This is a genomic window from Serratia sp. MF1(2023), assembly GCF_030954545.1.
Classification (GTDB): Bacteria; Pseudomonadota; Gammaproteobacteria; order Enterobacterales; family Enterobacteriaceae; genus Serratia; species Serratia sarumanii.
Window position 1 is genome coordinate 19,825 of record NZ_JAVHUX010000014.1, and the last position, 19,594, is coordinate 39,418.

Annotated in this window: 17 protein-coding genes; 16 read left to right on the plus strand and 1 reads right to left on the minus strand. The window is 59.2% G+C overall.

Annotation, left to right across the window (positions count from 1 at the left end; translation table 11 throughout):
* Positions 1-130 precede the first annotated feature (130 nt).
* The gene (locus REA38_RS07990) at positions 131-1,108 is read right to left on the minus strand and encodes an MDR family oxidoreductase (protein ID WP_308885595.1); all 978 of its coding nucleotides are present in this window, start codon (positions 1,106-1,108) and stop codon (positions 131-133) included.
* Positions 1,109-1,312: 204 nt separating this feature from the next.
* On the opposite strand from REA38_RS07990, the gene csrD reads away from it, so the two are divergent.
* The 16 genes from csrD (at position 1,313) to REA38_RS08070 (ending at position 19,593) form a co-directional block, all read left to right on the plus strand.
* Positions 1,313-3,247, plus strand: coding sequence for an RNase E specificity factor CsrD (csrD, locus tag REA38_RS07995; RefSeq protein ID WP_308885596.1), 1,935 nt, complete (start codon positions 1,313-1,315; stop codon positions 3,245-3,247).
* Positions 3,248-3,660: 413 nt separating this feature from the next.
* Positions 3,661-4,704 (plus strand): rod shape-determining protein MreB, encoded by a 1,044-nt coding sequence (mreB, locus tag REA38_RS08000; RefSeq protein ID WP_003855260.1) that lies wholly within the window; start codon positions 3,661-3,663, stop codon positions 4,702-4,704.
* A gap of 94 nt (positions 4,705-4,798) precedes the next feature.
* Positions 4,799-5,824: a rod shape-determining protein MreC gene (gene mreC, locus REA38_RS08005; RefSeq protein ID WP_047570390.1), complete on the plus strand. Its 1,026-nt coding sequence runs from the start codon at positions 4,799-4,801 to the stop codon at positions 5,822-5,824.
* A complete protein-coding gene (mreD, locus tag REA38_RS08010) occupies positions 5,821-6,309 on the plus strand; it encodes a rod shape-determining protein MreD (RefSeq protein WP_004936918.1) in 489 nt (162 codons plus the stop codon). The genes mreC and mreD overlap by 4 nt, the downstream gene beginning before the upstream one ends.
* 10 nt (positions 6,310-6,319) lie before the next feature.
* The gene (locus tag REA38_RS08015) at positions 6,320-6,904 is read left to right on the plus strand and encodes a nucleoside triphosphate pyrophosphatase (RefSeq protein WP_004936921.1); all 585 of its coding nucleotides are present in this window, start codon (positions 6,320-6,322) and stop codon (positions 6,902-6,904) included.
* Between the two features lie 38 nt (positions 6,905-6,942).
* Positions 6,943-8,412 (plus strand): ribonuclease G, encoded by a 1,470-nt coding sequence (gene rng, locus REA38_RS08020; RefSeq protein ID WP_016930237.1) that lies wholly within the window; start codon positions 6,943-6,945, stop codon positions 8,410-8,412.
* A gap of 87 nt (positions 8,413-8,499) precedes the next feature.
* Positions 8,500-12,303 (plus strand): AsmA2 domain-containing protein YhdP, encoded by a 3,804-nt coding sequence (yhdP, locus tag REA38_RS08025; protein ID WP_308885599.1) that lies wholly within the window; start codon positions 8,500-8,502, stop codon positions 12,301-12,303.
* The gene (gene nit1, locus REA38_RS08030) at positions 12,300-13,160 is read left to right on the plus strand and encodes a deaminated glutathione amidase (RefSeq protein WP_308885602.1); all 861 of its coding nucleotides are present in this window, start codon (positions 12,300-12,302) and stop codon (positions 13,158-13,160) included. Before yhdP ends, nit1 begins: the two co-directional genes overlap by 4 nt.
* A 7-nt stretch (positions 13,161-13,167) precedes the next feature.
* Positions 13,168-14,613 (plus strand): metalloprotease TldD, encoded by a 1,446-nt coding sequence (gene tldD / locus REA38_RS08035; RefSeq protein WP_047570394.1) that lies wholly within the window; start codon positions 13,168-13,170, stop codon positions 14,611-14,613.
* Positions 14,614-14,736: 123 nt separating this feature from the next.
* Entirely contained in the window at positions 14,737-15,501 is a 765-nt protein-coding gene (locus tag REA38_RS08040; RefSeq protein WP_308885605.1) for a CDP-diacylglycerol diphosphatase, read from the plus strand.
* A 474-nt stretch (positions 15,502-15,975) separates the two neighbouring features.
* Positions 15,976-16,365: a hypothetical protein gene (locus tag REA38_RS08045; RefSeq protein ID WP_126171239.1), complete on the plus strand. Its 390-nt coding sequence runs from the start codon at positions 15,976-15,978 to the stop codon at positions 16,363-16,365.
* 65 nt (positions 16,366-16,430) lie between these two features.
* Positions 16,431-17,489 (plus strand): methyltransferase, encoded by a 1,059-nt coding sequence (locus tag REA38_RS08050; protein ID WP_103773229.1) that lies wholly within the window; start codon positions 16,431-16,433, stop codon positions 17,487-17,489.
* Between the two features lie 66 nt (positions 17,490-17,555).
* On the plus strand, positions 17,556-18,281 hold the full coding sequence (locus REA38_RS08055) for a beta-ketoacyl synthase chain length factor (RefSeq protein WP_103773228.1): 726 nt from the start codon (positions 17,556-17,558) through the stop codon (positions 18,279-18,281).
* The gene (locus tag REA38_RS08060; RefSeq protein ID WP_372913255.1) at positions 18,257-19,096 is read left to right on the plus strand and encodes a 1-acyl-sn-glycerol-3-phosphate acyltransferase; all 840 of its coding nucleotides are present in this window, start codon (positions 18,257-18,259) and stop codon (positions 19,094-19,096) included. The genes REA38_RS08055 and REA38_RS08060 overlap by 25 nt, the downstream gene beginning before the upstream one ends.
* Positions 19,071-19,328, plus strand: coding sequence for a phosphopantetheine-binding protein (locus REA38_RS08065; protein ID WP_103773226.1), 258 nt, complete (start codon positions 19,071-19,073; stop codon positions 19,326-19,328). Before REA38_RS08060 ends, REA38_RS08065 begins: the two co-directional genes overlap by 26 nt.
* A 13-nt stretch (positions 19,329-19,341) precedes the next feature.
* The gene (locus tag REA38_RS08070; protein WP_063988567.1) at positions 19,342-19,593 is read left to right on the plus strand and encodes an acyl carrier protein; all 252 of its coding nucleotides are present in this window, start codon (positions 19,342-19,344) and stop codon (positions 19,591-19,593) included.
* Position 19,594: the final 1 nt, after the last annotated feature.

Consider the following 19,594-nt stretch of genomic DNA (forward strand, 5'->3'; position numbering starts at 1 on the left):
GCCGTTCGCGAGCGGCTGACGGGTCTTCATGAAATAAGCATGGCGCTAAAGGCGGCCGGAAGCGAGGGGACGCGGGAAAATATGAAATTTCGCAGAAGCGGGCGATCCCCCCGTCGCCGGGGGGAGAAGGTCAGCGGATTTTCACCAGGGTGCGGCCGGTGATTTGGTTGTTCAACAGCGCGGCGGCGGTGGCTGGCGCCTGCTCGAGGGAGATTTCGTGCGTGGCCTGCTGATAGAAGCTGTCCGGCAGAATGCCGGCCAGCCGTTCCCAGGCGGTTTGGCGGCGATGCAGCGGCGTATGCACCGAATCCACGCCCTGCAGGCGCACGTTGCGCAGAATGAACGGCATCACGGTGGTCGGCAGCTGATAACCGCCCGCCAGGCCGCAGGCGGCGACGGTGCCGTTATAGTTCATCTGCGCCAGCACCCGCGCCAACAGTTTGTCGCCGACGGTGTCCACCGCGCCGGCCCACAGCTGTTTCTCCAACGGGCGCGGCGTGTCGATATAGCCATCGCGCGACATCACCTCTTTGGCGCCGAGCGCTTTCAGGTAGTCGGTATTGCTGTCGCGGCCGCTGATGGCGGTCACCCGGTAACCCAGCGCCGCCAGCAGGGCGATGGCGGTGCTGCCCACGCCGCCGCTGGCACCGGTAACCAGAATATCGCCGTCGTCCGGGTGCACGCCGCCTTCCTCCAGCGCCATGACGCACAGCATGGCGGTAAAGCCGGCGGTGCCGATGATCATCGCCTTGCGCTCATCCAGGCCGTTCGGCAGCGGTACCAGCCATTCGCCCGAGACGCGCGCCTGTTCGGCCAGGCCGCCCCAGTGATGTTCACCCACGCCCCAGCCGGTGAGCACCACGCTTTGCCCCTCTTTGAAGCGATCGTCGCGGCTGTGGCGCACGGTGCCGGCGAAGTCGATGCCCGGCACCATCGGGAAGTTGCGCACGATCTTGCCTTTGCCGGTGATCGCCAGCGCATCCTTATAATTTAGGCTGGACCAGTTGATGTCGACGGTGACATCGCCTTCCGGCAACCGATCGCTGCCGATATCTTTGATTTGAGCCAGAGTTTGGTCGTCTTGTTGTTCCAATAACAGTGCACGCATGTCACTCTTCCTCTCGTTTACACTTTTCTATCAATGGCTGAATCACATTTATTTGACTATATGCATAATAAGCGGCCCAAGTCTTGATAAAGGACAAAAACGGCGCTTGCAGGTTTAATTCTTCAGCAAGGCTTGTTAGGGTTGGACGGCCCCTTTTAGCTAAAGGGTGAACACTCACTTAACCATAGCGGACAAGGCACAGGGATGCGATTTACCACCAAACTCTCTGCATTGATCACTCTGTTGGTCGCGCTGGCGATGTTTTTGATGCTGATGGGATGCTCATACAGCTTCTTTTACGTTACCCAGGATCGCCAGGAGCGCCGCTTGGATTCGCTGGTCACCACTCTCGATCAAGCCATGCTGAGCGAGCCGCCGCAGGAGCAGGAAAAATGGTTGCCGATCGTCATGCGCACGCTCGGCATCGTGTCGATTCGCATAGAGGCCGGTAGCAGCCAACTGCTCGACTATCAATTGCCGACGCAGGAAAAAGAGCACTGGGATACGCTGAACGGCTATCGTCAGGTCTCGCGCCCCCTGTTGCAGCATCCGGGCAGCACGCTGCACATCACCTACCGCGATCCCTTCGCCAGCGACGTGCGCACGCTGCAATCCACCGCCGCCGTCACGCTGTCGATCGTCGTGATGGTGGTGGTTTTGCTGTTCAGCCTGCGCTGGCTGCGTGAGCAGGCCGACGGCGAAGATCGTCTGGAACGCCGCGCGCGGCGCATTCTGAACGGCGAACGCGAAAACGTCATGCAGGGCGACGTGCGTGAGTGGCCGGCCAACGTCAGCGGCGCGCTCGACCGCCTGCTGGCCGATCTGGCGGAAGCGCGGGAAGAGCGCAGCCGGGTCGATACGCTGATCCGCGCCTTTGCCGCGCAGGACGCCAAAACCGGGCTGAATAATCGCCTGTTCTTCGATAACCAGTTGACCACTCAGCTGGAAGACGAAGGCTCGCACGGCATCGTGATGATGGTGCGGTTGCCCGATTTCGAGACCCTGCGCGAGACGCACGGCAGCGTGGCGGTGCAGGAGCTGATGTATTCGCTGGTCAATCTGCTGTCTACCTTCGTCATGCGCTATCCGTCGGCGCTGCTGGCGCGCTACTTCCACAGCGATTTTACCGTGTTGTTGCCGCATCGAACCCTGAAGGAGGCCGACGGCATCGCCTCACAGCTGGTCAACGCCATCGATGCCTTGCCTTCCACGGCGCTGATCGACCGCGAGGCCTTCCTGCACATCGGCATCGTGGCGTACCGCAGCGGTCAAACCACCGAGCAGGTGATCGATTATGCGGAGCAGGCGACGCGCCATGCTACGCTGCAGGGCGAAAACGGGTGGTATGTGTACGACAGCCAGGTGCCGGAAAAGGGGCGCGGCAGCGTCAAATGGCGCACGCTGCTGGAACAGGTGCTGGCGCGCGGCGGCCCGCGGCTGTATCAGAAACCGGCGGTGACCGTGGGGGGCGAGGTGCACCATCGCGAGATCATGAGCCGGATCTATGACGGCACCCAGGAATTGCTGCCGGCGGAATATATGCCGCTGGTGCAGCAGCTCGGGCTGGCGGAAAGTTACGATCGCCAACAGGTGAGCCGCATCATTCCCTTGTTGACGCAGTGGCCCGAGGAAACGCTGGCGTTTCCGCTGTGCGTGGACTCGATTTTGCAGCGCTCTTTCCAGCGCTGGCTGCGCGATACATTGCTGCAGTGCGAAAAAAGTCAACGTCGGCGAATTCTGATTGAACTTGCGGAGGCAGATGTGTGTCAACATATCGACCGTTTGCGTCCGGTGCTGAGGCTGTTGTCAGGGCTGGGCTGCCGCCTCGCGGTGTCCAAAGCGGGTTTAACTGTGGTCAGTACGTCCTATATCAAGTCGCTGCAGGTGGAGATCGTCAAGCTCCACCCGGGGTTGGTGCGGAGCATCGATAAGCGGGACGAAAACCAGCTGTTCGTGCAGAGCCTGACCGGCGCCTGCGCGGGCACGCGCGCGCAGGTGTTCGCCGCCGGCGTACGCACGCGCAACGAGTGGCAGACGCTGAAAGAGCGCGGGATCCACGGCGGGCAGGGCGACTTTTTCGCGCCGCCGGAATCGATCGACGCGGGGCGTAAAAAATATTCACGTCGTTATCGCGTTTAAGCTGATTGCCGGACAAAAATTGACGTAGAATGAGCGCCGGATCCATCTGGGCCATGTCACCCGTCATTTTGGAGTTTTCTCCAATCTGCCTGCGACAACGACGCCTATTTGAGATAGGCTCTTGTCAGCTTTTATCTGGTTGGCGTTGGTAGGTGCTTACCATCGGCGGCAATCAGGGAATATGTTAGATTTTATGAGCTGTGTTACGCCGTTTCGTGCGTTGACAGGGTGGTAAACTGAGCCTTTGTTCAGGGAATTCAGGCCTCATCCAATTTCCGTGCATTCGAGCAGAAACAATACAGACTATTTTTCACCGAAGTAGAACGTTTTTGCGCCTTGTCGCTGCTTCGTGTGGTTGGTAAAGTAGGCGGATTTTATTTTCCGCCCCCAGCTTGCAGGATTATCCTTTCGTTATGTTTAAGAAATTTCGTGGCATGTTTTCCAACGACTTGTCCATCGACTTGGGTACCGCCAATACCCTGATTTATGTTAAAGGGCAAGGCATCGTACTGAATGAACCTTCGGTGGTTGCCATTCGTCAGGATCGTGCCGGCTCCCCAAAGAGCGTCGCGGCCGTCGGTCATGACGCCAAACAGATGCTGGGCCGCACCCCCGGCAACATCGCGGCTATTCGCCCGATGAAAGACGGCGTGATCGCCGATTTCTTCGTGACCGAAAAAATGCTGCAGCACTTTATCAAACAGGTTCACAGCAACAGTTTCATGCGCCCAAGCCCGCGCGTGCTGGTCTGTGTGCCGGTCGGCGCGACCCAGGTTGAACGCCGCGCTATCCGCGAGTCCGCCCAAGGGGCCGGCGCGCGTGAAGTGTTCCTGATTGAAGAGCCGATGGCGGCGGCGATCGGCGCTGGTCTGCCGGTCTCCGAAGCGACCGGTTCCATGGTGGTGGATATCGGTGGCGGTACCACTGAAGTGGCGGTGATCTCGCTGAACGGCGTGGTGTACTCCTCTTCCGTACGCATCGGCGGCGACCGTTTCGATGAAGCCATCATCAATTATGTGCGCCGCAACTACGGCTCGCTGATCGGCGAAGCGACCGCCGAGCGCATCAAGCACGAAATCGGTTCTGCCTATCCGGGCGATGAAGTGCGCGAAATCGAAGTCCGCGGCCGTAACCTGGCCGAAGGCGTACCGCGCGGCTTTACCCTGAACTCCAATGAAATCCTCGAAGCCCTGCAAGAGCCGCTGACCGGCATCGTCAGCGCGGTGATGGTTGCGCTGGAGCAGTGCCCGCCAGAATTGGCCTCCGACATTTCCGAACGCGGCATGGTATTGACCGGCGGCGGCGCGCTGCTGCGCAACCTCGATCGCCTGCTGATGGAAGAAACCGGCATCCCGGTCGTGGTGGCGGAAGATCCGCTGACCTGCGTGGCGCGCGGCGGCGGCAAGGCGTTGGAAATGATCGACATGCACGGCGGCGATTTGTTCAGCGAAGAATAGTCAGCCCCTGGAAGGAGGAATCGTATCGGATGAATGCGCACAGCGAAAATCGGGTACGGTTCCTCTTTCTGTTGTCGAGGAACTCGCATAATTTATGAAGCCGATTTTTAGCAGGGGGCCTTCCCTGCAACTGCGACTTTTTTTGGCGGTGATCGCGGCCATTGGCCTGATCGTTGCCGACAGCCGGCTCGGCACGTTCGTGAAGATACGCAACTACATGGACACCGCAGTCAGCCCTTTCTATTTTCTGGCCAACGGGCCGCGTAAAGTTTTGGACAGCGTGTCAGAAACGCTGGCCACCCGCCAACAGCTGGAGCTGGAAAACCGCGCTCTGCGGCAGGAACTGCTGCTGAAAAACAGCGATATTCTTCTTCTTGGCCAATTCAAGCAGGAAAACGCCCGCTTGCGCGAGCTGCTGGGTTCTCCGCTGCGCCAGGACGAACACAAGATGGTCACCCAGGTGATCTCCACCGGCTCCGATCCTTACAGCGATCAGGTGGTGATCGACAAAGGGTCGGACAACGGCGTCTATGAAGGCCAGCCGGTGATCAGCGACAAGGGCGTGGTCGGCCAGGTGGTGGCGGTGGCGAAAGTCACCAGCCGCGTGCTGCTGATCTGCGACGCCTCGCACGCGCTGCCGATCCAGGTGCTGCGCAACGATATTCGGGTGATCGCCGCGGGCAGCGGCTGCGCCGACGATCTGCAGCTGGAGCACCTGCCGAACAACACCGACATCCGCGTTGGCGACGTGCTGGTCACCTCCGGCCTCGGCGGCCGCTTCCCGGAAGGCTATCCGGTGGCGGTGGTTTCCTCGGTCAAGGTCGACAACCAGCGCGCTTACACCGTGATTCAGGCGCGGCCGACCGCCGGTTTGCAGCGCTTGCGCTACCTGCTGCTGCTGTGGGGCGCCGATCGCAACGGCGACATGCCGCTGCCGCCGGACGAAGTGCACCGCGTGGCCAATGAACGCCTGATGCAGATGATGCCGCAGGTGCTGCCGCCTGCCGGCTCCGTCGGGCCGCAGCTGCCGGCTCCGGCCACCGGGGTGGCGCCGCAAACCACGGCTCCGGCCTCTGTCCAGCCCCAAGCTCAGCCTGCCGCGGCGGGAGTGGTGCCATGAACAGCTACCGCAGCCACGGGCGCTGGATAATCTGGCTGTCGTTCCTGGTGGCGTTGGTGCTGCAAATCATGCCGTGGCCGGAGCAGATCTACATGTTCCGGCCCTCCTGGCTGGTGTTGATCCTGATCTACTGGGTGATGGCCTTGCCGCACCGGGTCAACGTCGGCACCGGCTTCGTGCTGGGGCTGATCATGGATCTGATCCTCGGCTCCACGCTGGGCGTGCGCGCGCTGGCGCTGGGCATCATCGCCTATCTGGTGGCGTTCAAATTCCAACTGTTCCGCAATATGGCGCTGTGGCAACAGGCGCTGATCGTCGTGCTGCTGTCGCTGTCGATGGACGTGGTGGTGTTCTGGGCTGAGTTTTTAGTGATCAACGTCTCTTTCCGCCCAGAGGTGTTCTGGAGTAGTGTGGTAAACGGCATTTTGTGGCCGTGGTTATTCCTGTTGATGCGCAAAATCCGCCGTCAGTTCGCCGTACAGTAAGGGTATCTCAATGACTTCGCTTTATCTGGCCTCCGGCTCCCCACGTCGACGTGAACTGCTGACCCTGCTCGGCGTGTCGTTCGACATTCTGCTGACGCATACCGAAGAGCAGCGCCGGGAAGGCGAAGCCGCCGAAGCCTATGTGCGCCGCCTGGCGCAGGACAAGGCCAAAGCCGGCGTAGCGCTGGCGCAGGAAGATCGGCCGGTGCTGGGCGCCGACACCATCGTGGTGCTCAACGGCCGGGTGCTGGAGAAGCCGCGCGACGAAGCCCATGCGGCGGACATGCTGGCGGCGCTGTCCGGCAAGCAGCATCAGGTGATGACGGCGGTGGCGATCGCCGATCGCCACGACGTGCGCTGCCAGCTGGTGGTGACCGACGTGACGTTCCGCAGCCTGTCACAACAGGATATCCGCGACTATATTGCTACGGGCGAACCGATGGATAAGGCGGGCGCCTATGGAATTCAAGGAAAGGGTGGTTGTTTCGTCAGAACGATAACCGGGAGTTATCACGCGGTGGTTGGTCTGCCGCTGGTCGAAACACATGAGCTGCTCAGTAATTTTGTCGCATTACGTGATGTAAGAACCGGTTGATGGGCGCTGCCATTATCGACCGGCTCTGAGGAGAAGGCATGACAGCTGAGCTACTGGTTAATATCACACCGTCTGAAACGCGGGTCGCCTATATCGATGGCGGCATTCTGCAAGAGATCCATATCGAACGCGAATCCAAACGCGGCATCGTCGGCAATATCTATAAAGGGCGCGTCAGCCGCGTCCTGCCGGGGATGCAGGCGGCGTTCGTCGACATCGGCCTGGACAAGGCCGCCTTCCTGCACGCCTCCGACATCATGCCGCATACCGAATGCGTCGCCGGCGACGAGCGGAAAAACTTCCACGTGCGCGACATCGCCGAGCTGGTGCGCCAGGGGCAAGACCTGATGGTGCAGGTGGTGAAAGATCCGCTCGGCACCAAGGGCGCGCGCCTGACCACCGACATCACGCTGCCTTCGCGCTATCTGGTCTTCATGCCGGGCGCGGCGCACGTCGGCGTTTCGCAGCGCATTGAAAGCGAAGCCGAGCGCGAGCGCCTGAAAGCCATCGTTGCGCCGCACTGCGACGAGCTGGGCGGTTTTATCATCCGCACCGCGGCGGAAGGCATCGGCGAGGAAGAGCTGGCGCAGGACGCCGCGTTCCTCAAACGCCTGTGGACCAAGGTGATGGAGCGCAAGAAGCGCAACCAGACCAAATACAAGCTGTACGGCGAGCTGGCGCTGGCGCAGCGCATCCTGCGCGATTTCGCCGGCGCGGCGTTGGATCGCATCCGCGTCGATTCGCGGCTGACGCACGATCTGCTGGTGGAGTTTACCGGCGAGTACATTCCGGACATCACCAACAAGCTCGAGCTCTATACCGGCAGCCAGCCGATTTTCGATTTGTACGATGTGGAAAACGAGATCCAGCGCGCGCTGGAGCGCAAGGTGGAGCTGAAGTCCGGCGGCTATCTGATCATCGATCAGACCGAGGCGATGACCACCGTTGACATCAACACCGGTGCCTTCGTCGGCCACCGCAACCTCGACGAAACCATCTTCAATACCAACATCGAGGCGACGCAGGCCATCGCTCGCCAGCTGCGGCTGCGTAACCTGGGCGGCATCATCATCATCGACTTTATCGATATGAACAACGAAGAGCATCGCCGCCGGGTGCTGCACTCGCTGGAGCAGGCGTTGAGTAAAGATCGGGTAAAAACCACGATCAACGGCTTCTCTCAGCTAGGCTTAGTTGAAATGACGCGTAAACGCACGCGTGAAAGCATTGAACATGTGCTCTGTCACGATTGTCCTACTTGCAATGGGCGCGGCACCGTGAAAACGGTGGAAACCGTGTGCTACGAGATCTTGCGCGAGATTGTGCGCGTGCACCATGCTTACGATTCCGATCGCTTCCTGGTGTACGCCTCCGCGGCGGTCGGCGAAGCGTTGAAGAGCGAAGAGTCGCATGCGCTGGCCGAAGTGGAGATCTTCGTCGGCAAACAGGTGAAGGTGCAGATCGAACCGTTGTACAGCCAGGAGCAGTTCGACGTCGTCATGATGTAGCCCGTCCGACATCGTAAGGGCCCGGCATGCCGGGCCCGTCAGTGCATAGATATTCCCGTTGCCAGGCAGCGGAGCAAGGAGAACTGCGTGAGGCGACTGCCTGGGATTCTGTTAGCAACAGGCGCCACCCTAATCGTGATTGTGGCGCTGCTGATCAGCGGGCTGCGCCTGATGCTGCCGAAGCTGAACGACTACCGTCCCCAACTGCTGGCGCAGGTGGAGAAGCTGTCCGGCGTGCCCGTGCAGATGGATTTCCTGCAGGGCAGCTGGGAAACGTTCGGCCCACAGCTTGAAATGCGCAACCTGAGCGCTACGCTGCCCAAAAGCGATGTGCATATCGAACGCGTGACGCTGGCGCTGGACGTGTGGCAATCGCTGCTGCACTGGCGCTGGCAGTTCCGCGATCTGACCTTCTATCAATTCCGCCTCGATCTGAACGCCACGCTGGGCGGCGACCGGCAGGGCGAAGGCCTTGAGCCGGGCAAAATCGGCGATCTGATGCTGCGTCAGCTCGACCATTTCGATCTGCGCGACAGCCGTATCTCGTTCCTGACGCCCGCCGGCGCGCGCGCCGAATTCGACATTCCCCAACTGACTTGGCTTAACGGCCGCGAGCGCCACCGCGCCGAGGGGCAGATCAGCCTGTCGACGCTGAACGGCCAGCACGGCGTGGTGCAGCTGCGCATGGACCTGCGCGATAATCAGGGCCTGCTGGACACCGGCACGGTCTATCTGCAGGCCGATAACATCGACATGAAACCCTGGTTTACCCGCTGGCTGCGCGCCAACACCGGGCTGGAAAGCGCCGACTTCAGCCTGGCGGCCTGGCTGCAGGTGCAGAACGGCGAGATTGCCGGCGGCCATGCTTTGCTCAAGCAGGGGGCGGCCAACTGGGATACCGGCGCCGCGCAGCACCGGCTGGACGTGGACAATCTGGCGCTGTCGCTGCGCCGCCAGGGCACCGGTTGGCAGCTCGACGTGCCGCAGCTGCGGTTGAGCACCGACGGCCAGGCCTGGCCGCAGGGCACGCTTTCCGCCCTGTGGCTGCCGGAAAACACCGAGTTCATGGGGCCGGCGCAGAATGAAGAGCTGCGGGTGCGCGCGACTAACCTTCAGCTGGAGCGCCTGTCGGCGCTGCTGCCGACCTTCTCGTTCCTCAGCCCGGACGTGCTCGATCGCTGGAACGATCTGCAGCCGCAGGGGAAGATGGAAGCCTTGGCGCTGGACATCCCGCTGAAGCAGCCGGAAAAGAGCCGTTTCCAGGCGCTGTGGCGCGATGTCAGCTGGCAGCGTTGGGAGCTGCTGCCCGGCGTCAACCACTTCTCCGGCGCGTTGAGCGGCGGGGTGGAGAACGGCCGCCTGACGCTGGGGCTGGCAGGCAGCACCTTGCCTTACGGCGATATGTTCCGTGCACCGCTTGAAATCAGCAGCGCGCGCGGCGCGCTGACCTGGCGTTACAACGATCAAGGCTGGGAGCTGGCGAGCCAGGGGCTGGACGTCAAGGCGAAGTCGCTGTGGGTCAACGGCGATTTCCGTTATCAGCAGCCGGCCAAGGGCGATCCGTGGCTGAATATCCTGGCGGGCATCCGCCTGTATGACGGCGCCGAGGCCTGGCGCTATTTCCCGGAACCGCTGATGGGCAAGCATCTGGTGGACTACCTGAGCGGCGCCATTCAGGGCGGCCGGGTGGATAACGCCACGCTGATTTATTCCGGCGATCCGCAGCACTTCCCGTACCGTAAGAACGAAGGGCTGTTCGAAGTCTTCGTGCCGCTGCGCCACGCGACCTTCCAGTTCCAACCGGGCTGGCCGGCGCTGACCGATTTGGCGATCGACCTCGACTTCGCCAACGAGGGATTGTGGATGCATGCGCCGCAAACCCGGCTGGGCAAGGTGGCGGGCAAAAATATCAGCGCGGTGATCCCGGATTACCTGAAAGAGCGGCTGCTGATCGACGCCGAAGTCGCGGGTGCGGGCAGCGACGTGCACGACTACTTCATGCAGACGCCGCTGCACGATTCGCTGGGGGCGGCGCTGGATCAGCTGCAGATTGGCGGTGATGTCAGTGGGCGCTTACATCTCGATATTCCCCTGGACGGCGAGCAGGTCAGAGCCACCGGTGAAGTGGCGCTGAACAACAATTCGTTGCTGATCAAGCCGCTGGACAGCGAACTGCAAAAGCTCAGCGGCAAGTTCCGCTTCGACAACGGCAACCTGCAGAGCGACCCCCTGTCGGCCAACTGGTTCGGGCAGCCGGTGGCGGTCAACTTCACCACCCAGGAAGGCGAGCGTGACTACAAGGTCAACGTCGGCCTGAAGGGCGACTGGCAGCCGGGCAAGTTCCCCGGCCTGCCGAAAGAGGCCGCCGATGCGCTCAGCGGCAGCGCGCCCTGGCAGAGTCAGGTGGCCATCACGCTGCCGCATCAGGGCTCGGCCAGCTACGATATCGGCCTTGACGCAGACCTAAGGAAAGTGAGCAGTCACTTACCTTCGCCGCTGGACAAGGCGCCGGGCGAAGCCTTGCCGGTGAGCGTCAAGGTCAAAGGCGGTCTTAACGGCTTCATGTTGACCGGCAGTGCGGGCAAGCAGAACCGCTTCAACAGCGAATGGAACTTCGACAAAAAACAGGTGAATCTGGCGCGCGCCGCCTGGCAAACCAACGGTGGCGGCACGCCGCCGCTGCCGGCCGGCAAGTCGATGACGCTGAACCTGCCGGCGCTGGACGGCGAGCAATGGCTGGCGCTGCTGGCGCCGGCGCTGAAACAGGGCGGCGGCAGCGGTCAGGTGGGCGGTTTCAGCTTCCCCACCACCGTGGCGCTGACCACGCCGCAGCTGCTGTTGGGCGGCCAGGCCTGGCATAAGCTGACGCTGTCGGCCGAAAAACAGCTGGGTGCCACCGTGGTGAGCGCCAAGAGCGATGAAGTGGACGGCAGCCTGCGGGTGGCCGATCGCGGGCCGTGGCGCGCCGATATCAACTACCTGTACTACAACCCGCAGTTCGCCGAGACGAAAAGCGCGGCGGGTTCGCCGCCACCGCCGCCGGAGAAAGTCAGCTTCCGCGACTGGCCTTCGCTGATGCTGCGCTGCAAGTCGTGCTGGGTGCTGGGGCAGAACCTCGGCAAGGTCGAGGCGGATCTGAGCAATCGGGGCGATACCCTGACGCTGGATCACGGCCTGGTCGATACCGGCAAAGGGCGCATGAGCGCCACCGGCCTGTGGAAGCAGAACGCGCAGGAAGAGCGCAGCTCGCTGAAAGGCAAGCTGCTCGGCGGCAAGATCGATGAAACCGCCGCCTTCTTCGGCATCACCATCCCGCTGAAAGGCGCGCCTTACGACGTGGACTTCGATTTGTACTGGCGCGGCGCGCCGTGGCAGCCGCAGGTCAATACGCTGAGCGGCGCGCTGCAGGTCAAAATGGGCAAGGGCGAGATCGACAGCATGGGCGGCGGCCGCGCCGGCCAGCTGCTGCGACTGGTCAGCTTCGACGCCTTGCTGCGCAAGCTGCAGTTCGATTTCAGCGATACCTTCGGCAAAGGCTTCTACTTTGATTCCATCCGCAGCACCGCCTGGCTGAAAGATGGCATAATGCATACTGATAATCTATTGATCGACGGCCTGGCGGCGGATATCGCCATGAGTGGCCAGATCGATCTGGCGCGCCGCCGCATCGATATGGAAGCGGTGGTGGCGCCGGCGATTTCGGCGACGGTCGGCGTGGCCACGGCGTTTGTCGTTAACCCGATCGTCGGCGCGGCGGTGTTCGCCGCCTCGCAGGTGCTGGGGCCGCTGTGGAGCAAGATTTCGCTGATTCGTTACCATATCAGCGGCGATCTCGACCAGCCGAAGATCAATGAGGTACTTCGTAAGGCAAAGGAGGATAAGGCGTCATGAGGAATGCTAACGTTGCGTTGTTGCAGTTGTGCAGTGGCGATCAGGTGCGCGATAACCTGGCCCAGATTGAACAGCAGATCAAGCAGCTCAATGCCGGGGTAAAACTGGTCATGACGCCGGAGAACGCGCTGCTGTTCGCCAACTCCGCAGCCTATCGCCAACAGGCGGAAAAACAGGGCGATGGCCCGCTGCAGAACGCGGTGCGCGAGCTGGCGCGCCGCTATGGCGTGTGGTTGCTGGTGGGCTCGATGCCCTTGATCAGCCGCGAAAACCCGGAGCTTATCACCACCAGCAGCCTGTTGTTCGACGATCAGGGCGAGATCCGCGCCCGCTACGACAAGCTGCACATGTTCGATGTGGACATCAACGACGCGCACGCCCACTACCGCGAGTCGGATACCTACCAGCACGGGCAGCATCTGACGGTGGTGGATACGCCGGTCGGGCGTTTGGGCATGACCATATGCTACGATCTGCGCTTCCCCGCGCTGTTCCAGGCGCTGCGGGCGCAGGGCGCTGAACTGATTTCGGTGCCGGCGGCCTTTACCCGGGTCACCGGCGAGGCGCATTGGGAAATCCTGCTGCGCGCCCGGGCGATCGAAAACCAGTGCATGATCCTGGCGCCGGCGCAGGTGGGGCGCCACGGGCCGACCCGTCGCACTTGGGGCCACACGCTGGCTGTCGACGGCTGGGGCAAGGTGCTGGCCGAGAACACGGACGCCGTGGCGGCGCTGAAGGTACGCGTGGACACCACAAGCCTGCAGCCCCTGCGGCAACAGATGCCGGTGCTGCAGCACAATCGATTCCAGACGTCGCTGACGGCGCCGTCTGACACGTTATCCTCCAATCAAGAGTGAAACCATTATGAGCCTGACGTTTGTCAGTGAGCAGTTACTCGCTACCAACAAGCTGAGTCATCAAGACCTGTACTCGGTACTGGGTCAACTGGCAGAACGCCGTATCGACTACGCCGATCTCTATTTCCAGTCCAGCTATCACGAAGCCTGGGTGATCGAGGACGGCATCATCAAGGATGGCTCTTACAATATCGACCAGGGCGTCGGCGTGCGCGCCGTCAGCGGCGAGAAGACCGGTTTCGCCTATGCCGATCAGATCACCCTGAATGCGCTGCAGCAGAGCGCCCAGGCGGCGCGCAGCATCGTGCGCGAGCAGGGCGACGGGCGGGCGCACACCCTGGGCGAAATCGGTTACCGGGCGCTGTACCCGCTGCTCGATCCGCTGCAAAGCCTGCCGCGCGAAGAGAAAATCGCCCTGTTGCACCGCGTCGATAAAGTGGCGCGCGCCGCCGATGCGCGGGTGCAGGAAGTGAACGCCAGCATCACCGGCGTTTACGAGCAGGTGTTGGTGGCCGCCACCGACGGCACGCTGGCGGCGGACGTTCGCCCGCTGGTGCGGCTCTCCGTCAGCGTGCTGGTGGAGCAGGACGGCAAGCGTGAGCGCGGCTCCAGCGGCGGCGGCGGCCGTTTCGGTTACGACTATTTCCTGGAAACCGTCGACGGCGACGTGCGCGCCGATGCCTATGCCAAAGAAGCGGTGCGCATGGCGCTGGTCAATCTCGGCGCGGTGGCGGCGCCGGCCGGCAATATGCCGGTAGTGTTGGGAGCCGGCTGGCCTGGGGTGCTGCTGCACGAGGCGGTGGGCCACGGCCTGGAAGGCGATTTCAACCGGCGCGGCACCTCGGTGTTCAGCGGCCATATGGGCGAGCTGGTGGCTTCCGAGCTGTGCACCGTGGTGGATGACGGCACCCTGCAAGGGCGCCGCGGCTCGCTGGCGATCGACGACGAAGGCGTACCGGGCCAGTACAACGTGCTGATCGAAAACGGCGTGCTGAAAGGCTACATGCAGGACAAACTCAACGCGCGGTTGATGGGCGTCGCGCCGACCGGCAACGGCCGCCGCGAGTCCTACGCGCATCTGCCGATGCCGCGCATGACCAACACTTACATGCTGGCGGGCCAATCGACGCCGGAAGAGATCATCGCCAGCGTCGAGTATGGCCTGTACGCGCCGAACTTTGGCGGCGGCCAGGTGGACATCACCTCCGGCAAGTTCGTGTTCTCCACCACCGAAGCCTACCTGATCGAGAAGGGCCGCATCACCAAACCGGTGAAGGGGGCGACGCTGATCGGCTCCGGCATCGAGGCGATGCAGCAGATCTCGATGGTCGGCAACGATCTGGCGCTCGATAAAGGCGTGGGCGTGTGCGGCAAGGAAGGCCAGAGCGTGCCGGTGGGCGTCGGCCAACCGACGCTGAAACTGGATACGCTGACCGTCGGCGGCACGGCGTAATCTTTCCTCAAGGAGCCACGCGCTGGCTCCTTTATCCATTCCCCATGTTGCGGCCCTTGCAGGCGCGCCTGCGCCCAGTGATGGAATGAAATTGACGTGGCGAAAAAACGGAACAATACGAGGATGGCGCGTTGGGCTTTCTCCGCCCGGCGTTGGCTGCTGTTGCTGGGCGTTCTGTCCCTGACGGGCTGCGCCCGTTCCGATGCGCTGTGGGGCGTGGTCGATAAGCTGTGCATGGCCAACTATCAGCAAAAGCGCGACCCGGCCCCGTGTGAGCAGATTTATATGCCGCAGGGGAAAGCGCAGGGCTTTAGCGTGCTGCAAAACCCGCGTTACCCCTATCATTTCATTCTGGTGCCGACGGCGCCGCTTTCCGGCATTGAAAGCCCGCTGCTGCTGGCCGGAGAACGAACGGACTATTTTGGCTATGCATGGCTGATGCGTTACCGGCTGGCCGCCGAGTATGGCGGGCCGGTGCCGGACGACAGTCTGGGCATGGCGATCAACTCCGCTTACGGCCGCAGCCAGAACCAATTGCACATTCACCTGACCTGTCTGCGCGAGGATGTGCGGCGCCAGCTGCAGGCGGAACGCCCCTACATACAGGAACAATGGCGCCCCTTGCCGGATAAGCTGTTGCGCCACACCTACTATGCCCGCCGCGTGATGCAGCCGACCGCGATGGGCATCTACCCGATTAACGATCTTGCGGATTATTTTCATCTGTCGCCGCCGCAGCTGGCGGAGTATGGCGTGGCCGTCGTCCCGACCACGTTTGCCGGCCAACGGGGTTTTATCTTGCTGGCCTCGAAGCGCGGCTGGGATGTCGGCAACCGCGCCTCGGTAGAATCGCTGCTGGATAAAACGTGCGCGATTTTGCCGCGTTAATCTTAAGAATGTCTTGCTGCACGGTGCTGATTAACTGGCCTGTGCAGGTGTATCAGCCATTACCTCTGCAGCTCCCATTTCGCCAGTCATGCTTAGCAATGAGAGCCAAGGGGTTGGTATAATTTGGTTACATTTTTCTTGAGTAAGAGTATTGTTTGGAGTACTTTAATGGCCGGAACTGATGGCCATGAATAAGTGTTTTGATGGTGTTTATTTAATCGGAATAATCACTAATAGGTTCAGTGAATAATGAAGCCTTACAAACTTCATCTGTCTAATGGTTCATGGATTTGCGATTTATTACACTATTTTAATATTGATTCTTTTCAGTCTATGAGTGACATGAAATTTTTAAAAAATGTCGTAAGGTTGCCGATTAATAAATAAAACGTGGTTTCATTTGTCTGTGAGCGTTGCAGGCGTTCATTTATTCATTGATGAAAGTTATCAAAATTACTTTAATATGGAGGTTGTATGAAAAGGGTTTCCAAGTTGTTAATCGCATTTTCTGTGGCAGGAGCCTTAGTGGGATGCGCGCGCACAGCGCCTGTTGATAATGTTCATTCGACGGTTAGTGCTGGGCACAGTGAAGCTCAAGTCAGAAGTGCAATCCTGAAGGCTGGTGCCCAGCGCCAATGGATCATGAATGATGCGGGGCCGGGTGTCATTAAGGCGCGTCAGCAAAACCGCAATCATAGTGCGGAAGTGCGTATTACTTACTCGGCAACAGCTTATTCTATCGATTATGACAGCAGCCAGAATTTGCTCGCTTCTCAAGGGAAGATTCATAAAAACTATAATCGTTGGGTGCGCAATCTGGATAAAGATATTCAGGTTAATCTTGCCACGAATGCAGTGCAGTAATATCTTTTTAGTCGGGCCAAGTATGGCCCGATAAATATTTTCAGCACAGGACGCTTATCATCGTTATGTATGAACAAGACACCTTTAATGCGCTTGATGCCATAACTGAAGCGCAACGCATCGCTTTCGCTCCCATGCTGTTTCAAACGGCGCTTTGTTTGCGCAATGGGGGGGTGTTGGCCTATCTGGATAAGCAAGGTGAACAAGGCGCGTTTCTGGATGAAATCGTTGCTAATAGCAGTCTGAATGATTATGCCACCAGCGTACTGTTGGATATGGGGTTGAGTGGTCGCATCATTACCTGCCGCGACGAGCGCTACCGCCTATCAAAAGTGGGGCACTTTCTGCTGCATGACACGATGACCCGTGTGAATATGGATTTCACACAGGATGTTTGTTACCAGGGATTGTTCTTTCTGACGCAAGCGCTAAAGGAGTCCAAACCTGCGGGTCTCCAGGTGTTCAGTGACACGGAAACTATCTATCCCGTGCTGTCCCAGTTACCATCCCCAGCTCGCGAAAGTTGGTTTGCATTCGATCATTACTACTCTGATGCGGCCTTTAATGCGGCGTTGCCGCATATTTTCGCCGGCAAACCCTTAAGCCTGTACGATGTTGGGGGAAATACGGGAAAATGGGCGCTGCGTTGCTGCCAATACGATGACGATGTCACGATTACGATACTGGATTTACCGCAACAAATTGCACTTGCCCGCCAAAATGTCGAAAATGCCGGTTTTTCTCACCGCATTGACTTTCATGCGGTTGATATGCTCAAAGATGCCACATTGCCAGACGAAGCGGATATCTGGTGGATGAGCCAGTTCCTCGACTGTTTCGCTCCGCAGCAGATAATTGGCATGTTGGAACGCACTGCCAAGGTGATGAAAGCTGGCGCTCGGTTGTGTGTTATGGAGCTGTTCTGGGATGCGCAAAAATTTGAGGCGGCCTCATTCAGCCTGAACGCCACGTCGCTTTATTTTACCTGCATGGCTAACGGCAATAGCCGTTTTTACAGCGTAGAGAAATTTTATCGCTACTTGGAAGCGGCAGGATTTGAGGTGGAAAAGCGTGTCGATCATCTCGGTGTTGGTCATACCTTACTCATATGCAAGAAAATTTGACTTAAAAAGAGGCGTCAATTTGGCGCATTGTGCCAGAGATAACGGATACACCACGGATTTGCGTTAATGAAATTTGCCTTGAACATAGTCGACTGGCAGGCACGAGCACCTGGTCTGAGCGCCGCGACACAGTGGCTTGCATGGGCGCACCAACCTGATGCCATTGATCCGAGCGCGCCTCAGGCGTTGCCTGATGAATTACCGATGATGGCCGCACGTCGCCTGAGCTCCGGCAGTAAGCTGGCGGTTGATTGCGGGCTTTCTTTGCTGCGTCGTCATGCCGTTGACGCAGCGCTTTATACCAGCCGTCACGGGGAACTGGAGCGTAACTACCGTATCCTCCATGCATTGGCGAGCGGCCAGGCTGTTTCACCGACGGATTTTACCATGTCGGTTCATAACTCCGCGGTTGGAAATCTGACGATCGTTGCCAAGCAACCGATCGTATCCTCTTCGCTTTCTGCGGGTATGGATACGTTCCAGCAAGGGCTTTGTGAAGTGGTTTGCTTGCTGCAGGCCGGTCATCAGCGTGTATTGATGGTGGATTTTGATGGTGTGATCCCAGCGTTTTACCATCCGGGGCTTTCTCCGCAAATGCCCACCTGGGCGTATGCCGTGGCGCTGTTGTTTGAGGCGGGAGATACGTTGCAATGCTCCACGGAGAGTGATTATGCAGGCAATGAAATGTCTTTACCGCAAAGCTTGCAGTTCTTAAGGCACTATCTCGCGCAGACGCCCCACTTTACGATTGACGGAGAACGGGTGCAGTGGCGTTGGAATCTCATGAAATGAACGTTGTAACCGGATTAAACCGCATCTGGCGCCTGGTAATGACCGGGTTTTGCTTCGCGTTATTTGGGCTTGGCGGCCTGCTGCTTTCCCTGACCTGGTTTAATTTGCTCTTGCTTGTTGTACGTGATGACAATAAGCGCTGCCGTATAGCGCGGCGCAGTATTTCAGCCAGTTTTCGCTTGTTTTTAACGGTGGCGCGGAGCATTGGCGTATTCGATTACCGTATCCATGGCGCCGATTGCCTGCGTAATGAACGCGGCTGTCTGGTGGTGGCGAACCATCCTACGTTGATTGATTATGTGCTGCTGGCTTCCGTGATGCCGGAAACGGATTGCCTAGTGAAAAGCGCGTTACTGAAAAATCCGTTTGTCAGCGGGGTGATTCGTGCAGCGGATTATCTGGTTAACAGTCAGGCTGAGACTTTGCTGCCACAGTGTCAGGAAAGATTGGGACGCGGAGACACCATTTTAATTTTTCCTGAGGGCACGCGTACCGAACCGGGAAAAAAGATGTCTCTGCAGCGCGGGGCGGCCAATATTGCCGTCCGCTGCCGCCGCGATCTGCGTATTGTGGCGATTTGCTGCAGTGAGCATTTATTGGATAAACAGAGCAAATGGTACGATGTCCCCCATACAAAGCCGCTCTTTGAGATCACAGTACGCGGTCGAGTGTCGATCGATCATTTTTATGATGGCAAAACACCAGAGCCGGCATTGGCTGCCAGGCAGCTGAACCGGCATCTTTCTCAACAATTACAATTCGTTGAAACACCTTTTTCGGGACTTAATGATGCAAGCGCTTTACCTAGAAATTAAAAATCTCATTATTGATACATTGAATTTGGAGGAGCTGACGGCGGATGATATTGAAACGCAAGCGGCTCTGTTCGGGGAAGGATTAGGTTTGGACTCAATCGATGCGCTTGAACTCGGGCTGGCGGTAAAAAATAAGTACGGCATCGTGCTTTCCGCCGAAAGTGAAGAAATGCGTCAGCACTTTTATTCTGTAGCAACGCTGGCTTCTTTTATTCATTCGCAACTAGCCTGAGAAAGAGTCCGCCATGACAGAACAACACGCTATTTATGAAGAAGTCTCCGCGCTTCTGATCAAACTCTTTGAAATTGATCCCGCGTCGATTACGCCTGAAGCCCGCTTGTATGAAGATCTTGAGCTCGACAGCATCGATGCGGTCGACATGATTGTGCAATTGCAAAAGAAAACCGGTAGGAAGATCAAACCGGAAGAGTTTAAAGCTGTGCGAACCGTTCAAGATGTCGTCGAAGCGGTAGAACGTTTGCTGCGAGAAGTCTGAT

Bases quoted from the DNA above. Each gene is read 5' to 3' on its own strand.
- nit1 (WP_308885602.1), top strand. From the start codon at position 12,300: ATGAGGAATGCTAACGTTGCGTTGTTGCAGTTGTGCAGTGGCGATCAG.
- REA38_RS08070 (WP_063988567.1), top strand. From the start codon at position 19,342: ATGACAGAACAACACGCTATTTATGAAGAAGTCTCCGCGCTTCTGATC.
- REA38_RS08015 (WP_004936921.1), top strand. From the start codon at position 6,320: ATGACTTCGCTTTATCTGGCCTCCGGCTCCCCACGTCGACGTGAACTG.
- tldD (WP_047570394.1), top strand. From the start codon at position 13,168: ATGAGCCTGACGTTTGTCAGTGAGCAGTTACTCGCTACCAACAAGCTG.
- REA38_RS08040 (WP_308885605.1), top strand. From the start codon at position 14,737: ATGGCGCGTTGGGCTTTCTCCGCCCGGCGTTGGCTGCTGTTGCTGGGC.
- REA38_RS08055 (WP_103773228.1), top strand. From the start codon at position 17,556: ATGAAATTTGCCTTGAACATAGTCGACTGGCAGGCACGAGCACCTGGT.
- REA38_RS07990 (WP_308885595.1), bottom strand. From the start codon at position 1,108: ATGCGTGCACTGTTATTGGAACAACAAGACGACCAAACTCTGGCTCAA.
- mreD (WP_004936918.1), top strand. From the start codon at position 5,821: ATGAACAGCTACCGCAGCCACGGGCGCTGGATAATCTGGCTGTCGTTC.
- mreC (WP_047570390.1), top strand. From the start codon at position 4,799: ATGAAGCCGATTTTTAGCAGGGGGCCTTCCCTGCAACTGCGACTTTTT.
- mreB (WP_003855260.1), top strand. From the start codon at position 3,661: ATGTTTAAGAAATTTCGTGGCATGTTTTCCAACGACTTGTCCATCGAC.
- REA38_RS08045 (WP_126171239.1), top strand. From the start codon at position 15,976: ATGAAAAGGGTTTCCAAGTTGTTAATCGCATTTTCTGTGGCAGGAGCC.
- rng (WP_016930237.1), top strand. From the start codon at position 6,943: ATGACAGCTGAGCTACTGGTTAATATCACACCGTCTGAAACGCGGGTC.
- REA38_RS08050 (WP_103773229.1), top strand. From the start codon at position 16,431: ATGTATGAACAAGACACCTTTAATGCGCTTGATGCCATAACTGAAGCG.
- REA38_RS08065 (WP_103773226.1), top strand. From the start codon at position 19,071: ATGCAAGCGCTTTACCTAGAAATTAAAAATCTCATTATTGATACATTG.
- csrD (WP_308885596.1), top strand. From the start codon at position 1,313: ATGCGATTTACCACCAAACTCTCTGCATTGATCACTCTGTTGGTCGCG.